This window comes from Amycolatopsis sp. NPDC006125, from assembly GCF_040614195.1.
In the GTDB taxonomy this organism is placed as follows: domain Bacteria; phylum Actinomycetota; class Actinomycetes; order Mycobacteriales; family Pseudonocardiaceae; genus Amycolatopsis_E; species Amycolatopsis_E tucumanensis.
In genome coordinates, this window is record NZ_JBEXTZ010000062.1 from 37,089 (window position 1) to 51,509 (window position 14,421).

At 72.1% G+C, this 14,421-nt stretch carries 11 protein-coding genes and 1 pseudogene; 9 read left to right on the forward strand and 3 right to left on the reverse strand.

The features are described 5' to 3' along the window. Positions 1–3: 3 nt before the first annotated feature. Together ABZ193_RS27730 and ABZ193_RS27735 are read right to left on the reverse strand one after the other, a co-directional pair. Complete coding sequence (locus ABZ193_RS27730; RefSeq protein ID WP_354712041.1) at positions 4–1,515, reverse strand: MDR family MFS transporter; 1,512 nt, start codon at positions 1,513–1,515, stop codon at positions 4–6. A 79-nt stretch (positions 1,516–1,594) separates the two neighbouring features. Further along, positions 1,595–2,665, reverse strand: a complete 1,071-nt coding sequence (locus ABZ193_RS27735; RefSeq protein WP_354712042.1) for a 2,3-butanediol dehydrogenase — start codon at positions 2,663–2,665, stop codon at positions 1,595–1,597. 110 nt (positions 2,666–2,775) lie between these two features. On the opposite strand from ABZ193_RS27735, the gene ABZ193_RS27740 reads away from it, so the two are divergent. The 4 genes from ABZ193_RS27740 (at position 2,776) to ABZ193_RS27755 (ending at position 7,773) form a co-directional block, all read left to right on the forward strand. Beyond that, positions 2,776–3,243 carry a MarR family transcriptional regulator gene (locus ABZ193_RS27740; protein ID WP_354712044.1) on the forward strand — a complete coding sequence of 156 codons (468 nt, stop codon included), beginning with the start codon at positions 2,776–2,778 and terminating at the stop codon, positions 3,241–3,243. Between the two features lie 55 nt (positions 3,244–3,298). After that, a complete protein-coding gene (locus tag ABZ193_RS27745) occupies positions 3,299–5,623 on the forward strand; it encodes a nitrate reductase (RefSeq protein ID WP_354712046.1) in 2,325 nt (774 codons plus the stop codon). Further along, positions 5,620–6,102, forward strand: coding sequence for a hypothetical protein (locus ABZ193_RS27750; protein WP_354712047.1), 483 nt, complete (start codon positions 5,620–5,622; stop codon positions 6,100–6,102). Before ABZ193_RS27745 ends, ABZ193_RS27750 begins: the two co-directional genes overlap by 4 nt. Before the next feature lie 129 nt (positions 6,103–6,231). After that, positions 6,232–7,773 carry a DUF11 domain-containing protein gene (locus tag ABZ193_RS27755; protein ID WP_354712048.1) on the forward strand — a complete coding sequence of 514 codons (1,542 nt, stop codon included), beginning with the start codon at positions 6,232–6,234 and terminating at the stop codon, positions 7,771–7,773. Between the two features lie 118 nt (positions 7,774–7,891). On the opposite strand, the gene ABZ193_RS27760 is transcribed toward ABZ193_RS27755, so the two are convergent. Next, positions 7,892–9,082 (reverse strand): GAF domain-containing protein, encoded by a 1,191-nt coding sequence (locus tag ABZ193_RS27760; RefSeq protein ID WP_354712049.1) that lies wholly within the window; start codon positions 9,080–9,082, stop codon positions 7,892–7,894. A gap of 187 nt (positions 9,083–9,269) precedes the next feature. Between ABZ193_RS27760 and ABZ193_RS27765 the strand changes: the two genes are divergently transcribed. From ABZ193_RS27765 to ABZ193_RS27785, 5 genes and pseudogenes are all read left to right on the forward strand, one after another. After that, the gene (locus ABZ193_RS27765; protein WP_027935751.1) at positions 9,270–10,235 is read left to right on the forward strand and encodes a thiamine pyrophosphate-dependent dehydrogenase E1 component subunit alpha; all 966 of its coding nucleotides are present in this window, start codon (positions 9,270–9,272) and stop codon (positions 10,233–10,235) included. A 14-nt stretch (positions 10,236–10,249) separates the two neighbouring features. Next, entirely contained in the window at positions 10,250–11,281 is a 1,032-nt protein-coding gene (locus ABZ193_RS27770) for an alpha-ketoacid dehydrogenase subunit beta (protein ID WP_020417198.1), read from the forward strand. A gap of 2 nt (positions 11,282–11,283) precedes the next feature. Continuing rightward, complete coding sequence (locus tag ABZ193_RS27775; protein ID WP_354712050.1) at positions 11,284–12,789, forward strand: 2-oxo acid dehydrogenase subunit E2; 1,506 nt, start codon at positions 11,284–11,286, stop codon at positions 12,787–12,789. A 10-nt stretch (positions 12,790–12,799) separates the two neighbouring features. Continuing rightward, the gene (gene lpdA, locus ABZ193_RS27780) at positions 12,800–14,197 is read left to right on the forward strand and encodes a dihydrolipoyl dehydrogenase (protein ID WP_354712051.1); all 1,398 of its coding nucleotides are present in this window, start codon (positions 12,800–12,802) and stop codon (positions 14,195–14,197) included. Between the two features lie 75 nt (positions 14,198–14,272). Then, positions 14,273–14,421 (forward strand): annotated as a pseudogene (locus tag ABZ193_RS27785) (lipoyl synthase); the annotation flags it as partial.

Below are 14,421 nucleotides of genomic sequence, written 5' to 3' on the forward strand. Positions count from 1 at the left end.
GACTCAGGCCCCGGGACCCATCGCGCCCATGCTTCGCCCGGGGTGGCGGGGCAGTAGGAGCGCGGGAACGATCAGCACCGCCGTCATGCCGAACGCCACCCAGAACGCGAAACCGAACGACTCGGCCAGGATCGGGGCCACCGTCGCCCTCGCGGTGGGTGGCATCGAGGTGATCTGGTTCGCCCCGGCGCCGACCGCGGGGATGCCGCGCGCGGCGAGTTCGCCGGTGAGGTGCTGGGTCAGCGCGGTCACGAGCAGCGCGCTGCCCAGCGAAGCCCCGATCTGCTGGATCGCCGAGAGCGTGGGCGCGGCGCGGGACACGGCACGCCTGTCGAGCTGCGCGTACGCGGCGGCGAACGTCGGCATCATCACCGACCCCAGCCCCAGGCCGCGCACGAACAGGACCGCGCTCAGCCATCCGTACGACGTGCCGGTCCCGAGCACGCCCAGCGGTGCGGTGCCCAGCAGCGCGAGCACGATGCCCACCGGCACGACGTAGCCCGCCCCGATCCGGTCGGTCAGCCGTCCGGCGAGCGGCATCGCCACCATCGCGCCGAGTCCTTGCGGCGCGATCAGCAGGCCCGCGGCCAGGGCACCTTCACCCCGCACGGTCTGGTAGTACAGCGGCAGCAGGAGCAGCCCGCCGAACAGCGCGACCGCCACGAGGAAGATCGTCACCGTGCCGGCGGTGAAATATCGGTCGGTGAACAGCCGCACGTCGATCAGCGAGGCGGGCCCCCGGGCAAGGCTGTGCCACACGTACAACGCGAGGCCCGCGCCCCCGGCGATGAGCCAGGCGAGCACGCTCCACTGCCCGAAACCGCCCTGCGAGCTGGCCCGCGACAGGCCGTAGAGCAGCACGACGAGGCTCCCGGACAGCAGGACGAGACCACGCACGTCGATCCGGCCGGGGTGCTCGGCCTCGCCGCCGCCGGGCAGCTTCCACACCGCCAGCGCGACCGCGCACGCCGCCACCGGCACGTTGACCAGGAAGATCCAGTGCCAGCTGGCGTACTCGACCAGCAGACCGCCGAGCACCGGGCCGAAGACGGGCCCGAGCAGCATCGGCACCCCGAGGATCGCCATCGCGCGCCCCAGCCGCGCCGGCCCGGCGGCGCGGGTGATGATCGTCTGCCCGCTCGGCAGGAGCATCCCGCCACCGAGGCCCTGCACGATGCGGAACGCGATCAGGCTCTCGATCGACCACGCGCTCGCGCACAGCGCCGAACCCGCCGCGAACAACACCACCGACACGATCCACACCGGTTTGGTGCCGAACCGGTCCACGGCCCACCCGGTGAGCGGGATGACCAGGCCCACCGCCAGGAGGTACCCGGTCACGATCCACTGGGCCGTGGACAGGTTCCCGCCGAGCTGGCGGCTCACGGTCTCCAGCGCGACGTTGACGATCGTCGTGTCGAACACGACCATGATGAACCCGCACACGACGACGAGCCCGGTGACGACGACCTCGCGGTCGAGCTTCTCCGCACGCGCGGTGGTGGAGCGATCCATGACGGCTCCCGCAGGCTGCGACGAAGCTCCAAGCTACGCCCGCACCCGCCCACACGCGAAGCGGTTTCCGCCCGTCACGTCAGGCGAGCTGCTCCCGGGGTGAGACGAGGATCTTGACGTTGTCCTCCTTGTTGTCGATCAGCTCCCGGAACCCGCCGTCGACGAGGTCGTCGAGGGTGATCCGGCCGGTGATGAACTGCGACGCGTCGACCTTGCCCTCACGCAGCAGCGCGATGGTGCCGGCGTGGTCGCCGCAGTAGGCCAGCGAGCCGACCAGGTTGATCTCGCTCATCACCAGGTCGTTGACCGCCACCCGCGGCACGTGGCCCCAGATCGCGACGTTGACCACGGTCCCGCCGGGGCGCACCGACGAGATCGCCGACGCCAGGACCGCGTCGATGCCGGCGCACTCGAACGCCACGTCGGCGCCCGCGCCGTCGGTCAGGTCCCGGATCGCCTCGGTGGCGTCGTCGGCCGTCGGGTCGATGATGACGTCCGCGCCGGCGGGCCCGGCCTTCGCCTTGCGGGCGGCGGCCGGTTCCACCACGATCACCCGGCCGGCGCCGCGGGCCTTGAGCGCGGCGGCGGTGACGAGACCGATCGGGCCCGCGCCGTACACCGCCGCGGTACCGCCCTCGGGGATCCCGGACAGCCGCACCGCGTGGTAGCCCACGGCCAGCGGTTCGACCAGGGCGCCGATGTCGGTGGGCAGGTCGCCGAGCTGGTGGATCCAGCGCTGGTCGACCACACACCGCTCGGCGAAGCCGCCCTCGTTGCCGGACAGGCCGATGAAGCCGAGGTTGCGGCAGATGTTGTAGCGCCCCGCCTGGCAGGCGGCGCACTTGCCGCACACGTGATACGGCTCGACGGCGACGCGGTCACCTTCGGCGATGCCGGCGACGCCCGGTCCGACCGCGGACACCACCCCCGCGAACTCGTGGCCCATCACCACGGGCAGCGCGACCCCGGTGAGCGGGTGCGGCGATCCGGCCGGCGGGATGAAGATCGGGCCTTCCAGGTACTCGTGCAGGTCGGTGCCGCAGATGCCGCACCAGTCGACCGAGACCTCCACCTGCCCCGGCCCCACCTTCGGGTCGGGCACCTCGTCGATCCGGATGTCGCCGGGACCGTGGAACCGTGCGGCTTTCATGGGACCTCCTCGTCGCCGAACCGTGCCGTCGAGGGTGACGTGGCGGCGACGGCGCGGCCAGGGTTGCAACGAGTTGCACCCGGCGGGAAAACCTCCCGTACGGTGGTTGCGTGACGCAACCGAACGCGGTGCAGACGGAGACGGAGGCCGCCCTCGCGGTGCTGCGGTCGATGGTCGGCATCGCCGACGCTACGGTCGAGCGGGGGACCGCGGGGCTGACTCTGACCCAGTTCCGGGCGCTGCGCGTGGTCGCCGAGCGCACCCCGGTCACGATGCGGCGGGTGGCCGCCGAGCTGGGCATGAACCCGTCGTCGGTGACCCGCGCCTGTGACCGCCTGGAGGCGGTCAAGCTGCTGCAACGCGCCGCGAACCCGCTGAACAAGCGGGAAACCCTGCTGGCGCCGACGGCACGCGGGCGCCGGCTGGTCGACCGCGTCGACCACGACCGCAGGTCGGTCCTCGCCGAGGTGCTCGACCGGATGGAACCCCGGGCGCGCGAGTCATTGACGCTCGTGTTCGGCGCCTTCGCCGACGCCGCCGAGGCCGTCCTCCACCCCGGCGCCGACACCGCCCGTTGATTGCGCCGCGCAACCGTGGTGGTTTTCCCGTCGGGGAAGCGGGTAACCCGGTCCGGTGCGACGAGACGCGATCGCCGATCCGTGGGGCGCCCGCACGCCCTACGGGCCCGGGCAGCCCTGGCCCGTGCGGGTCGACTCCCAGCTCGCCGAGGGCCTGACCGAGGACGACGTCGACCGCTGGGTCCCGACGGCGGCGGTCCTGCACTCCAACGGCGACGGCCTCGACCTGGCCGTCAAGGACGGCCGTCTCGTCGGCGTCCGCGGCCGAGCTGAAGACCGGGTCAATCACGGCCGCGTCGACCCGAAGGACCTCTACGGCTGGCAAGCCAACGCCTCGCCGGACCGGCTCACCACGCCGCTGATCCGCCGCGACGGCCGGCTCGTCGAGGCGAGCTGGGACGAGGCGATGGCACTGGTCGCCGACCGCAGCCGAGCCCTGCTGGACGAGCGCGGCCCCAGCTCGATCGGCTTCTACACCAGCGGCCAGCTGTTCTGCGAGGAGTACTACACGCTCGCCGCGATCGCGCACGGTGCGATCGGCACCAACCACGTCGACGGCAACACCCGCCTGTGCACCGCGACCGCGGCCGCCGCGCTCAAGGAGACTTTCGGCTGCGACGGCCAGCCCGGCTCCTACGCCGACGTCGACCACGCCGACGTCATCGCCCTCTACGGCCACAACGTCGCCGAGACGCAGAGCGTGCTGTGGAGCCGCATGCTCGACCGGCTCGCCGGCCCGAACCCGCCGTCGCTGTTGTGCGTCGACCCGCGGGACACGCCGGTCGCCCGCGCGGCCACCGTGCACCTGGCGCCCCTGCCGGGCACGAACCTGGCCCTGATGAACGCGTTGCTGCACGAGATCATCGCCCGCGACTGGGTCGACCACGACTACGTGGACCGGTGCACCGTGGGCTTCGACCAGCTCGCCGCGCTCGTCGCGGACTACCCGCCCGAACGCGCGGCCGAGATCTGCCGCGTCCCCGCCGCGCGCATCCGCGAGGCCGCGGCTCTGCTCGGCGGCGCGCAGCGGCTGCTGTCCACCGTGCTGCAGGGCTTCTACCAGTCCCACCAGGCCACCGCCGCGGCCGTGCAGGTGAACAACGTCAACCTGGTCCGCGGCATGCTCGGCCGTCCGGGGTGCGGGGTCCTGCAGATGAACGGCCAGCCCACGGCCGAGAACACCCGGGAATGCGGCGCGGACGGCGACCTCACCGGGTTCCGCAACTGGGCCAACGACGCGCACGTCGCGGAACTGGCGGACCTGTGGAACCTCGAGGTGCGGCAGATCCCGCACTACGCCCCGCCGACGCACGCGATGCAGATCTTCCGCTACGCCGAGAACGGCAGCCTGCGCCTGCTGTGGGTGTCGGCCACCAACCCCGCGGTGTCGCTGCCCGACCTCGCGCGCATCCGGTCCATCCTGTCGCAGGACCGGTTGTTCCTCGTGGTCCAGGACGCGTTCCGCACCGAGACCGCCGAGCTGGCCGACGTGGTGCTGCCCGCGGCGATGTGGGGCGAGAAGACGGGCGTGTTCACGAATGCCGACCGCACCGTGCACCTGTCGGAGAAGGCCGTCGACCCGCCCGGGCAGGCGCGGCCGGACCTGGACATCTTCCTCGACTACGCGCGGCGCATGGACTTCCGCGACCGCGACGGGCAGCCGTTCCCGCCCTGGCACGACGCGGAGTCGGCGTTCGAGGCGTGGCAGCGGGCCAGCGCCGGACGGCCCTGCGACTACACCGGGCTCAGCTACGGCAAGCTGCGTGAGCGCGCCATCCAGTGGCCCTGCGACGCCGAGCATCCCGACGGCACCGAACGGCTCTACGCCGACGGGAAGTTCTTCGCCCAGCCCGGCTACTGCGAGGAATACGGGCGGGACCTGATCACCGGCGCGCCCGCCGAGGAGAGCGAGTACCGCGCGTTCAACCCGGACGGCAAGGCCATGCTCAAGGCGGCGGAGTACGTGCCGCCGCACGAGATGCCGTCCGCCGAGCACCCGTTCGCGTTGATCACCGGGCGCACGATCTACCAGTTCCACACCCGCACCAAGACCGGCCGCGTGCCGGAGCTGCGGGACGCGGCTCCCGAGGTGTGGGTGGAGATGTCCGAACAGGACGCGAAGGCGCACGATCTGTCCGAAGGGGATCTCGCCGAGATCACCACGCCACGCGGCGCGGTCCGCGCCCGGGTGCGCATCAGCGGCATCCGGGACGGGGTGCTGTTCCTGCCGTTCCACTACGGCTACTGGGACGCCGACGACCCGTCCGGGCGACACCGGGCCGCCAACGAGCTCACGATCACCGACTGGGACCCGGTGTCCAAGCAGCCGCTGTTCAAGACCGCGGCCGCCGCGATCCGCCCCGCGGAGGGGACCCGATGAAGATCGCCCTCGCCCTGCGGGAACTGCACCGCGCCGAGAAGACGCTGGTGCGGGACCTGCTCAAGGTGTCCGACCGACACCACGCCGAACCCGAGATCCACCACGTCACCCGCGACCTGGCGCGCTGGTCCCGCGACCACGTCCGCGCGCTGGCCGAAGCCGGCCGCCCGTACGGCCTGGACCTGGGCGCCGAGGTCGCCGAACGGTCGGGCCCGCTGGCGCCGGTGCGCGCCGCGGTGAGCGAGTTGCTGAGCACCCGGCCCGAGCCGGGGGTGCTGTTGCTGGCCGACCTGCGCCGGCTGCACCGCGCGTGCGCCGGGGTGTCGCTGGACTGGGAACTGCTGGCGCAAGGAGCGCAGGCCATCAAGGACGACGACCTGCTGGCCTTGGCGAGCCGCTGCCACCCGCACGCGCTGCGCCAGCTGAAGTGGACCGACGCGATGCTGAAGCAGCTGTCGCCGCAGGTGCTGGCCGGCTGAGCCCGCCAGAGCCAGCCGGCTATTGCACGGCGCGGGGTCCCCCGGGCTGATTAGCCCACGTCAGATCGTGCCGTTGATCCCGGTCCATCAGTGGTCACCGACCGGTGACATCGACTGATGGAGAAACGGATGTCGCAGGAATCAAACACGCTGAGGCGCGCCGTCGCCCGGGTCGGCGGTGTGCTGTCGGCCGCTGGGCTGGCGGCACTGACCATGGTCGGTGGCGCGTCACCGGCTTCGGCCGCGGACGCGCCGGTCGGCTGTGGTTACGGCACCGGCGGGCCCAGTGCCTCCACCCTGTGCTGGCTCGACATGAGCGCCTACAACAACACCCAGGCCAGCTCCGCCGCGGGCCAGAACATGAAAGTCACCCTGCCCGGCGGCTACACGATGACGTTCAACATCGTGAACCGGCCCGCGGGCGGCCCGGCGGTGCCCGTGGCCGCCTTCGCCGTGCCGACCAACGGAACGGCGTCGGCCATGGGCAACAGGGTCTACAAGAACATCCCGGGCAAGCCCGCGCTGTACACCAGGGTCAGCGGCGCCAACACGCTGACCCTGCGGGACATCGTGGTCACGGACTCCGGCGGAGCACGCGTGAGTGGTTACGCGCTGGTGGGCGCCGACGCCGAGAACACCGGCGCCGAGAGCATCACCTGGACCTCGAACCAGCCGATCAACCAGGTGGCCTCGGTTCCCGGAACCCAGGGCTGCCAGGCGAGCACCGCCACCGGTTTCGGCACCAACACCGTGACCTGCACGGGCACCGGGGGAGCCAACACGACCTGGGGCACGCTCGTGGTCAACTCCGTCGGCGCGACCACCTTCTCCCAGACCCTGCGGTCGAGCGCGGGCATCGAGGCCGTCGCGTTCGCGGTGCAGACCTCGAAGCTGACGCTGAACAAGCAGGTCACCGACCGGCGCCAGGCGAACGACTCGTTCGACATCTCGGTGACCTCGCCGGAGGGCACGACCGTGGGCACGGCCAGCACCGGGTTGTCGAACACCGCCACCACCGGCGCGCTGACCGTCCTGCCGCGCGCGGCCGGGCAGGGCTACACGCTCGGCGAGACCGGCCCGACCGGTAACTACGACCAGTCCTGGGCCTGCACCAACGCCACCACAGGCAGCACGACTCCGCTCCCGTCGGGCACCGGCACCAGCGTGCAGGTCTCCCCGCAGCCGGGTGACGACATCTCCTGCACCCTGACCAACACCGGGCAGAAGACGGACCTGAGCCTCGCCAAGGAGGGCCCGGCCACCGCCGCGCCCGGCGACCTCGTCACCTACCGGTTGATCGTCACCAACCACGGCCCCGGGAACTCGACCGGCTACACCGTCAGCGACCGGCTGCCCGCCGGCCTGACCAACATCACCACGACCACCCCGGGCTGCACCGTCAGTGGCCTGGACCTCACCTGCACCGGCGGCGAGCTGGCGGCCGGTGACAGTGCGGTGATCGAGGTTTCCGGCATCGCCGACGGCAGCGTGAAGACGCTCTACAACACCGCGGTCGTCAAGTCCAACGAGATCGACACCGACCCGACCAACGACACCTCCAACGAGGTCACGACCGACGTGGTGCCGATGGTGTCGCTGGCCGTCGCCGGTGGTGTGCTCGCACTCGGCGGTGGCGGCTACGCCCTCAAGCGGCGCCGCAGCAACGCCTGACCGGAGTGATCAGCAGGGCGGGCGGCTCACCTCTGCGGAGCCGCCCGTCACGCGTTGCGCCGGCTGAAGCGGACCGACGCGATGCTGAAGCGGCTGTCCCCGCCGGCCGGCTGAGCCGCTAGTCGCGGATGACGACGTCCACCGCGTCCCGGAAGCGGTACGGGCGGTGATCGAGCAGGTCGGGGAGCCGTTTGCGCAGCCGGGACAGCTCGGCGCGGACGGTGACGGTGCGGGAGGGGTCGCCGAACAGGCGGGCCGCGAGTTCGGTGGCGGTGAGCCCGGCACGGTGGCGGGCCAGTTCGAGCAGGATGTCCCGGTGGCGCGGGGACAGCCGGTGCGTCCAGCTGCCCGTCTCACCCTCCACGACGAGGCTGGGACGACCGCCGGGGCGCGGGTCGAGCACGACGCGGGTGACGGCGGGCCGCTCGTCGTCCACCGGCCGGACGAGGACGCCGTCGGGCAGGAGTTCGACGGTGCAGTGTCCCAGCGCGGGCAGCCAGAGCCGGTCGGTGTCGAGGGCGCGGGGGAGCGGGACGCGGTCGACCGGGGGCAGTCCCTTGGCGGCGGCGACCCAGCCGGACCGGTCCAGCACCAGCGCCGGCCCGGGGACCTTCGGCAGCAGCGGCGCGGCCGTGGCGCGGAGCCGGTCGAGGGCGCAGCGGTGGTCTTCGCGGAGGCTCGCTTCGGCCAGGCCGGCGAGCGCGGTGACGAGGGCGAGGATCGCGGGGTGCGCGGTCGAGACCGGTCCGCTGATGTCGACCGCACCGAGCAGGGTGCCGTCCCGGGGGTCGCGGATCGGCGCGGCCGCGCAGGACCATTCGTGGTGGTTGCGCGCGTAGTGCTCGGTCGAGTGCACCTGGATCGGGCGGTGCTCGACGAGCGCGGTGCCGATGGCGTTGGTGCCGACCGTGTTCTCCGCCCAGCAGGCGCCGTCCACGAAACCCAGCCGGTCGGCCCGCCGGGCCACGCCGGGATGCCCTTCGCGCCACAGGACCAGCCCGTCGGCGTCCACGATCACCACGATGTGCCCGGTGTCCCCGGCGAGCGGCACCAGCCCGTCCCGCAGCGTCCGCACCGCCTTCCTGGTCAGGCCGCAGCCGGCGCGGCGCTCCTCCAGGTCACCGGGGGACACCGGATCCACGGCGGCCCGGTCCGGATCGACACCCTGACGGCTGACGCGAAGCCAGGACTGCGAGATGACCGGGCGGGGCGCGGTGCCCGGCCGGCCCCCGGCCAGGACGAGGTCCTGTGCCCGGGCCACGTTCCGCGCGTACTGCCGCGGGTCGGCGGTGAACGGGTGGTGGCGCATGGCTCCCTGCCGGTCGCGTCGGTGATCCCAGCTCCCGGCAGGGAACCGCACCGGCGGCCAGGGCGGCAAGGGTTGCAGGGAGTTGCACGTCCCGTTCCCGCACCGCAACCCCCTGCAACGCTGGTCCCGCGGCTCCGGGCGCTCCTACGGTCGGCGTTCACACCGACCCGACCAGCTGAGGAGCGCCATGTCCCTGAACAGGCAGGCACTGTTGCGTGCCTATCGGAGGATGTCCGAGATCCGCGCGTTCGAAGACCGCCTCCACGAGGAGAACGCCACGGGCGACATCCCGGGGTTCATCCACCTCTACTCCGGTCAGGAGGCCATCGCGGTCGGCGTCTGCGAGAACCTCGCCGCGACCGACTACATCGGATCGACGCACCGCGGGCACGGGCACTGCATCGCGAAGGGCTGCGACATCGACGGCATGATGGCGGAGATCTTCGGCAAGGACGCCGGACTGTGCCACGGCAAGGGCGGATCGATGCACATCGCCGACCTCTCGGTCGGCATGCTGGGCGCCAACGCGATCGTCGGCGGCGCGCCCTCGCTCGCGATCGGAGCCGCGCTCAGCGCCAAGACGCTCGGCAACGGCGGGGTGGCCGCCTCGTTCACCGGTGACGGCGGTTCCAACCAGGGCACCGTGTTCGAGGCCATGAACATGGCCGTCGTCCTGAAGCTCCCGATCGTCTTCGTCATCGAGAACAACGGGTACGGCGAGGCCACCGGCACCGACTACGCGGTGGGCGCTCCCGACATCGCCGCGCGCGCGGCGTCTTTCGGCATGCCCGCGGTCACCGTGGACGGCACGGACTTCTTCGCCGTGCACGACGCGGCGCGGGAGGCCGTCGAACGGGCGCGCGCCGGTGGCGGCCCGACGACCATCGAGGCGCAGGCGCACCGGTGGTTCGGCCACTTCGAGGGGGACGCGCAGCTGTACCGGACGCCCGAGCAGGTCGCGGAACTGCGCGCCACGCAGGACCCGCTGCGGATCTTCCGCAGCCGGGTGGACGCCAGGAAGGTGAAGGCGGCCGAGTTCGACGCGATCGACGAGGAGTCCCGCGCCCGGGTCGACGCGGCCGTGGCGAAGGCCCGCGCGGCCGCGTACCCGCCCGCGGAGAACTTGCTGACCGACGTCTACGTCTCGTACTGAGAAAGGGAAATCCCATGGCCACGTCGAAGAAGACGTACCGCGAGGCGATCAAGGACGCTCTCGCGCAGGAGATGGCGCGCGACGCCGCGGTGGTGCAGATCGGCGAGGACCTGCGCGGCGGCCAGGCAGGCACCAACCCCGACCTGGAGACCAAGAAGATCGAGGCGTTCGGCGGCGTGCTGGGCGTCACCAAGGGACTGTGGACCGAATTCGGGTCCGACCGGGTGATCGACACCCCCATCACCGAGTCGGCGATCATCGGGATGGCGGCGGGGGCCGCGCTCACCGGCCTCCGCCCGGTCGCCGAGCTGATGTTCATGGACTTCTTCGGGGTCTGCTACGACGCGCTCTACAACCAGGCCGCGAAGTTCCGGTACATGTTCGGCGGCAAGGCCCGCACCCCGATGGTGGTGCGAGGCATGATCGGCGCCGGGTTCTCCGCCGCCGCCCAGCACTCGCAGTCCCCGTACAACGTGTTCGCCGCGGTGCCGGGCCTGAAGGTGGTCGCGCCGTCCAACGCCTACGACGCCAAGGGATTGCTGATCCAGGCGATCCGGGACGACGACCCGGTGGTGTTCTGCGAGCACAAGACGCTCTACGACCAGAAGGCCGAGGTGCCCGACGAGGCCTACACCCTCCCGTTCGGGGTCGCCAACTACACCCGCGAAGGCGACGACGTCACCGTGATCGCCTTGTCGGCCATGGTGAACCGGGCCAACGAAGCGGCCGACAAGCTCGCCGCCGAAGGCATCTCCGTGGAGGTGGTCGACCCGCGCACGGTGTCCCCGCTGGACGAGGAAGGCGTGCTGGAATCGGTGGCCTCCACCGGACGGGTCGTGATCGTCGACGAATCCGCCGCCCGCTGCGGTTTCGGCCACGACCTCGCGGCGTTGATCGCGACCAAGGCGTTCGGGTCGCTGCGCGCGCCCATCGAGCTGGTCACCCCGCCGCACACGCCGGTGCCGTTCTCGCCGGCGCTGGAGCAGGCGTGGCTGCCGAGCGCGGCGCGCATCGAAGCCGCCGTCCGCAAGACGCTGGCGGTCTGATCATGAGCGACATCAAGCTGATCGAGATCCCGAAGTGGGGCCTGTCCATGGAGGAAGGCACCGTGACCGCGTGGCGGCTGGCGGAGGGGGCCGGCTTCCGCAAGGGCGACCTGCTGTGCGAGGTCGAGACGAGCAAGATCACCAACGAGATGGAGGCGCCGTTCGACGGCGTGCTCCGGCGCGTCCTCGCGCGGCCCGGTCAGACGCTGCCGGTCGGCGCGCCGATCGCGGTCTCGGCCCCGGAAAGCGTGAGTGACGACGAGATCGAGCGGTTCCTCGCCCAGCACGGGACCAGCGCGCCGGGGGACACCGCGCCGGTCGTGGCCAACGGTGACGGTGCGAGCCTCGCCGATCCGGTTCCGGTGCGGCCCGCCGCTCCCGAGCCGGGTCCGGCGGGGGACACGGTCGTGCCCGCGGAGTTGCGGGGGCGGACCGGCGAGGACGTCTTCGCCACGCCCCACGCCCACCGGCTCGCCCGGGAGCTGGGCATCGACCTGGCGAAGGTGCCGGGCAGCGGGCGTGACGGCCGGATCTCGGTCGCCGACGTCCACGCCGCGATCGGCGCGGCGGGTGGGCGGGTCGCGTCCACGCCCGCGCCGCCGCGTCCCACCGTGCCGGGACGGTCCAGCCAGGACGACAGCACTGTGCCCGCCACCCCGGTGGCTCGTCGTCTGGCCGCGCGACTGGGCATCAACCTGCACGACTGCCGCGCCACCGGCTCCCGCGGCCGGGTGTGCGAGGCGGATGTCCGGGAGGCCGAGCGCAGGTTCGGCCTGACGGCCGCGCCCGAGGCGCCTGCGGCTCCCGCCGAGAGCGGCGAGCGGGTGGAAATCGTGCCGTTGTCGGCGATGCGCAAGGAGATCGGGCGGCGCCTGCAGACCTCGAAGCAGACCGCGCCGCACTTCCGGGTGAGCGTCGACCTGGAGATCGACGAGCTGCTGGCGTTGCGCGAGCGGATCAACGCGACCGTGCCGAAGGTGAAGCTGTCGGTCAACGACTTCCTGATCAAGGCCTGCGCGGCCGCGTTGCGGCGGGTGCCCGACGTCAACGTGCAGTTCGACGAGAGCGCGCAGGCCGTGCTCCGGCACTCCGCGGCCGACATCTCGGTCGCCGTCGCGCTCCCCGGCGGCCTGGTCACCCCGATCGTCCGGGCGGCGGAGGGCAAGTCGCTCGCCGAGATCTCGGCCGAGGTGCACGGCCTGGTCACCAAGGCCAAGACCGGCAGGCTGCGGCCCGAGGAGTTCCAGGGCGGCACGTTCACGATCTCCAACCTGGGCATGTACGGGGTGAAGGAGTTCGACGCGATCATCAACCCGCCGCAGGGCGCGATCCTCGCCGTCGGCGCCGGCCGGCCGTGCCCGGTCGTCGCCGGTGGGGAGGTCGTCGTGCGCACGCTGCTGACCGCGACGTTGTCCTGCGATCACCGCGTGATCGACGGCGCGCTGGGCGCGGAGTTCCTGCGGGAGCTCAAGCGTCTCGTCGAGTCGCCCGCCCTGATGCTCGTCTAGGAGGACTGCCATGAGCGAGAAGTACGACGTCCTCGTCGTCGGCAGCGGCCCGGGTGGTTACGTCGCCGCGATCCGCGCGGCCCAGCTGGGGCTGCGCACCGCGGTCGTCGAGCGCGACCGGCTCGGCGGGATCTGCCTGAACTGGGGGTGCATCCCCACCAAGGCGATGCTGCACGGGGCGGACGTCGCGCACACCCTGGCCAACCTCGAGCCGCTCGGGTTCCGCGCCACCGGGGTCACCTTCGACATGGCCGGGCTGGTGGAGTTCAGCCGCTCGGTGTCGGAGCGGTTGTCGAACGGGATCGGCTACCTGCTGAAGAAGAACGGCGTGGACGTGATCACGGGGACCGCCCGGTTGGCGGGCCGGGGCGAGATCGACGTCGCCGCCGACGGTGCGCTCACCCGCTACCAGGCGGACCACACGATCCTCGCGACCGGGGCCCGGCCGCGCTCGATCCCCGGGGTGGAGCCCGACGGTGACCGCGTGTGGACCTACTTCCAGGCGCTGACGCCGCCGTCGCTGCCGAGTTCGCTGCTGGTCGTGGGCTCCGGTGCGATCGGCGTGGAGTTCGCCAGCCTCTACCGGGACCTGGGGACGGCGGTGACGCTCGTCGAGGCGATGCCGCGCATCATGCCGGCCGAGGACGCCGCGGTCGCCGAGCACGTCCGCAAGCGGTTCACGGAGCGCGGCATCACCGTCCACCAGGGAGCGATGGTGTCCGGTGTGGACGCCGGGATCGACGCGGTCACCACGACCCTCACCCTCGCCGACGGGGCGGAGGAGAAGATCACCACCGAGCGGGTGCTGGTCGCGGCGGGCATCCAGGGCAACGTCGAGGATCTCGGGCTGGAGGAGGCCGGGGTCGAGGTGGACCGCGGGTTCGTCCGGACCGACGAGTGGTGCCGGACCACCGCGTTCGGCGTCTACGCGATCGGTGACGTCGCGGGCGCGCCGTGCCTGGCCCACAAGGCCAGTCACGAAGGCGTGCTGTGCGTGGAGAAGCTGGCCGGGGTCGAGCACGTCCGGCCGCTCGACCGGCGGCGGGTGCCGGCCTGCACCTACGCGCGGCCGCAGGTCGCGCACCTGGGCCTGACCGAGGAGCAGGCGCGCGCCACCGGGCGGAGCGTGCGGGTCGGCAGGTTCGACTACACCGCGTCGGGCAAGGCGCTGGCGATCGGCGAGGGCGACGGGTTCGTCAAGACCGTGTTCGACGCCGACACCGGGGAACTGCTCGGCGCGCACATGGTGGGCCCGGAGGTGACCGAGCAGATCCAGGGGTTCGGGATCGCCCAGTCCCTCGAAGCGACCACGGAGGATCTCGCCGAGGTCGTGTTCGCCCACCCGACGCTGTCCGAAGCGATGCACGAATCGGTCCTGTCCGCTCTGGGGCGCTCGCTCAACAGCTGACCAGCCCGGTTCCCCTGCCGCGCCGCGACCCGGCTCCGGCGCGGCAGGGGAACTGTCCACGTCCCGGAGGTGCCCATGGACCGTCCCAGCCGGAAGCTGCTGCGGCTCGAGGTCCGCAACAGTGAAACGCCGATCGAGAAGAAGCCGTCCTGGATCAAGACCCGCGCGAAGATGGGGCCGGAGTTCACCGAGCTCAAGGGCCTGGTGCGGCGGGAGGGCCTGCA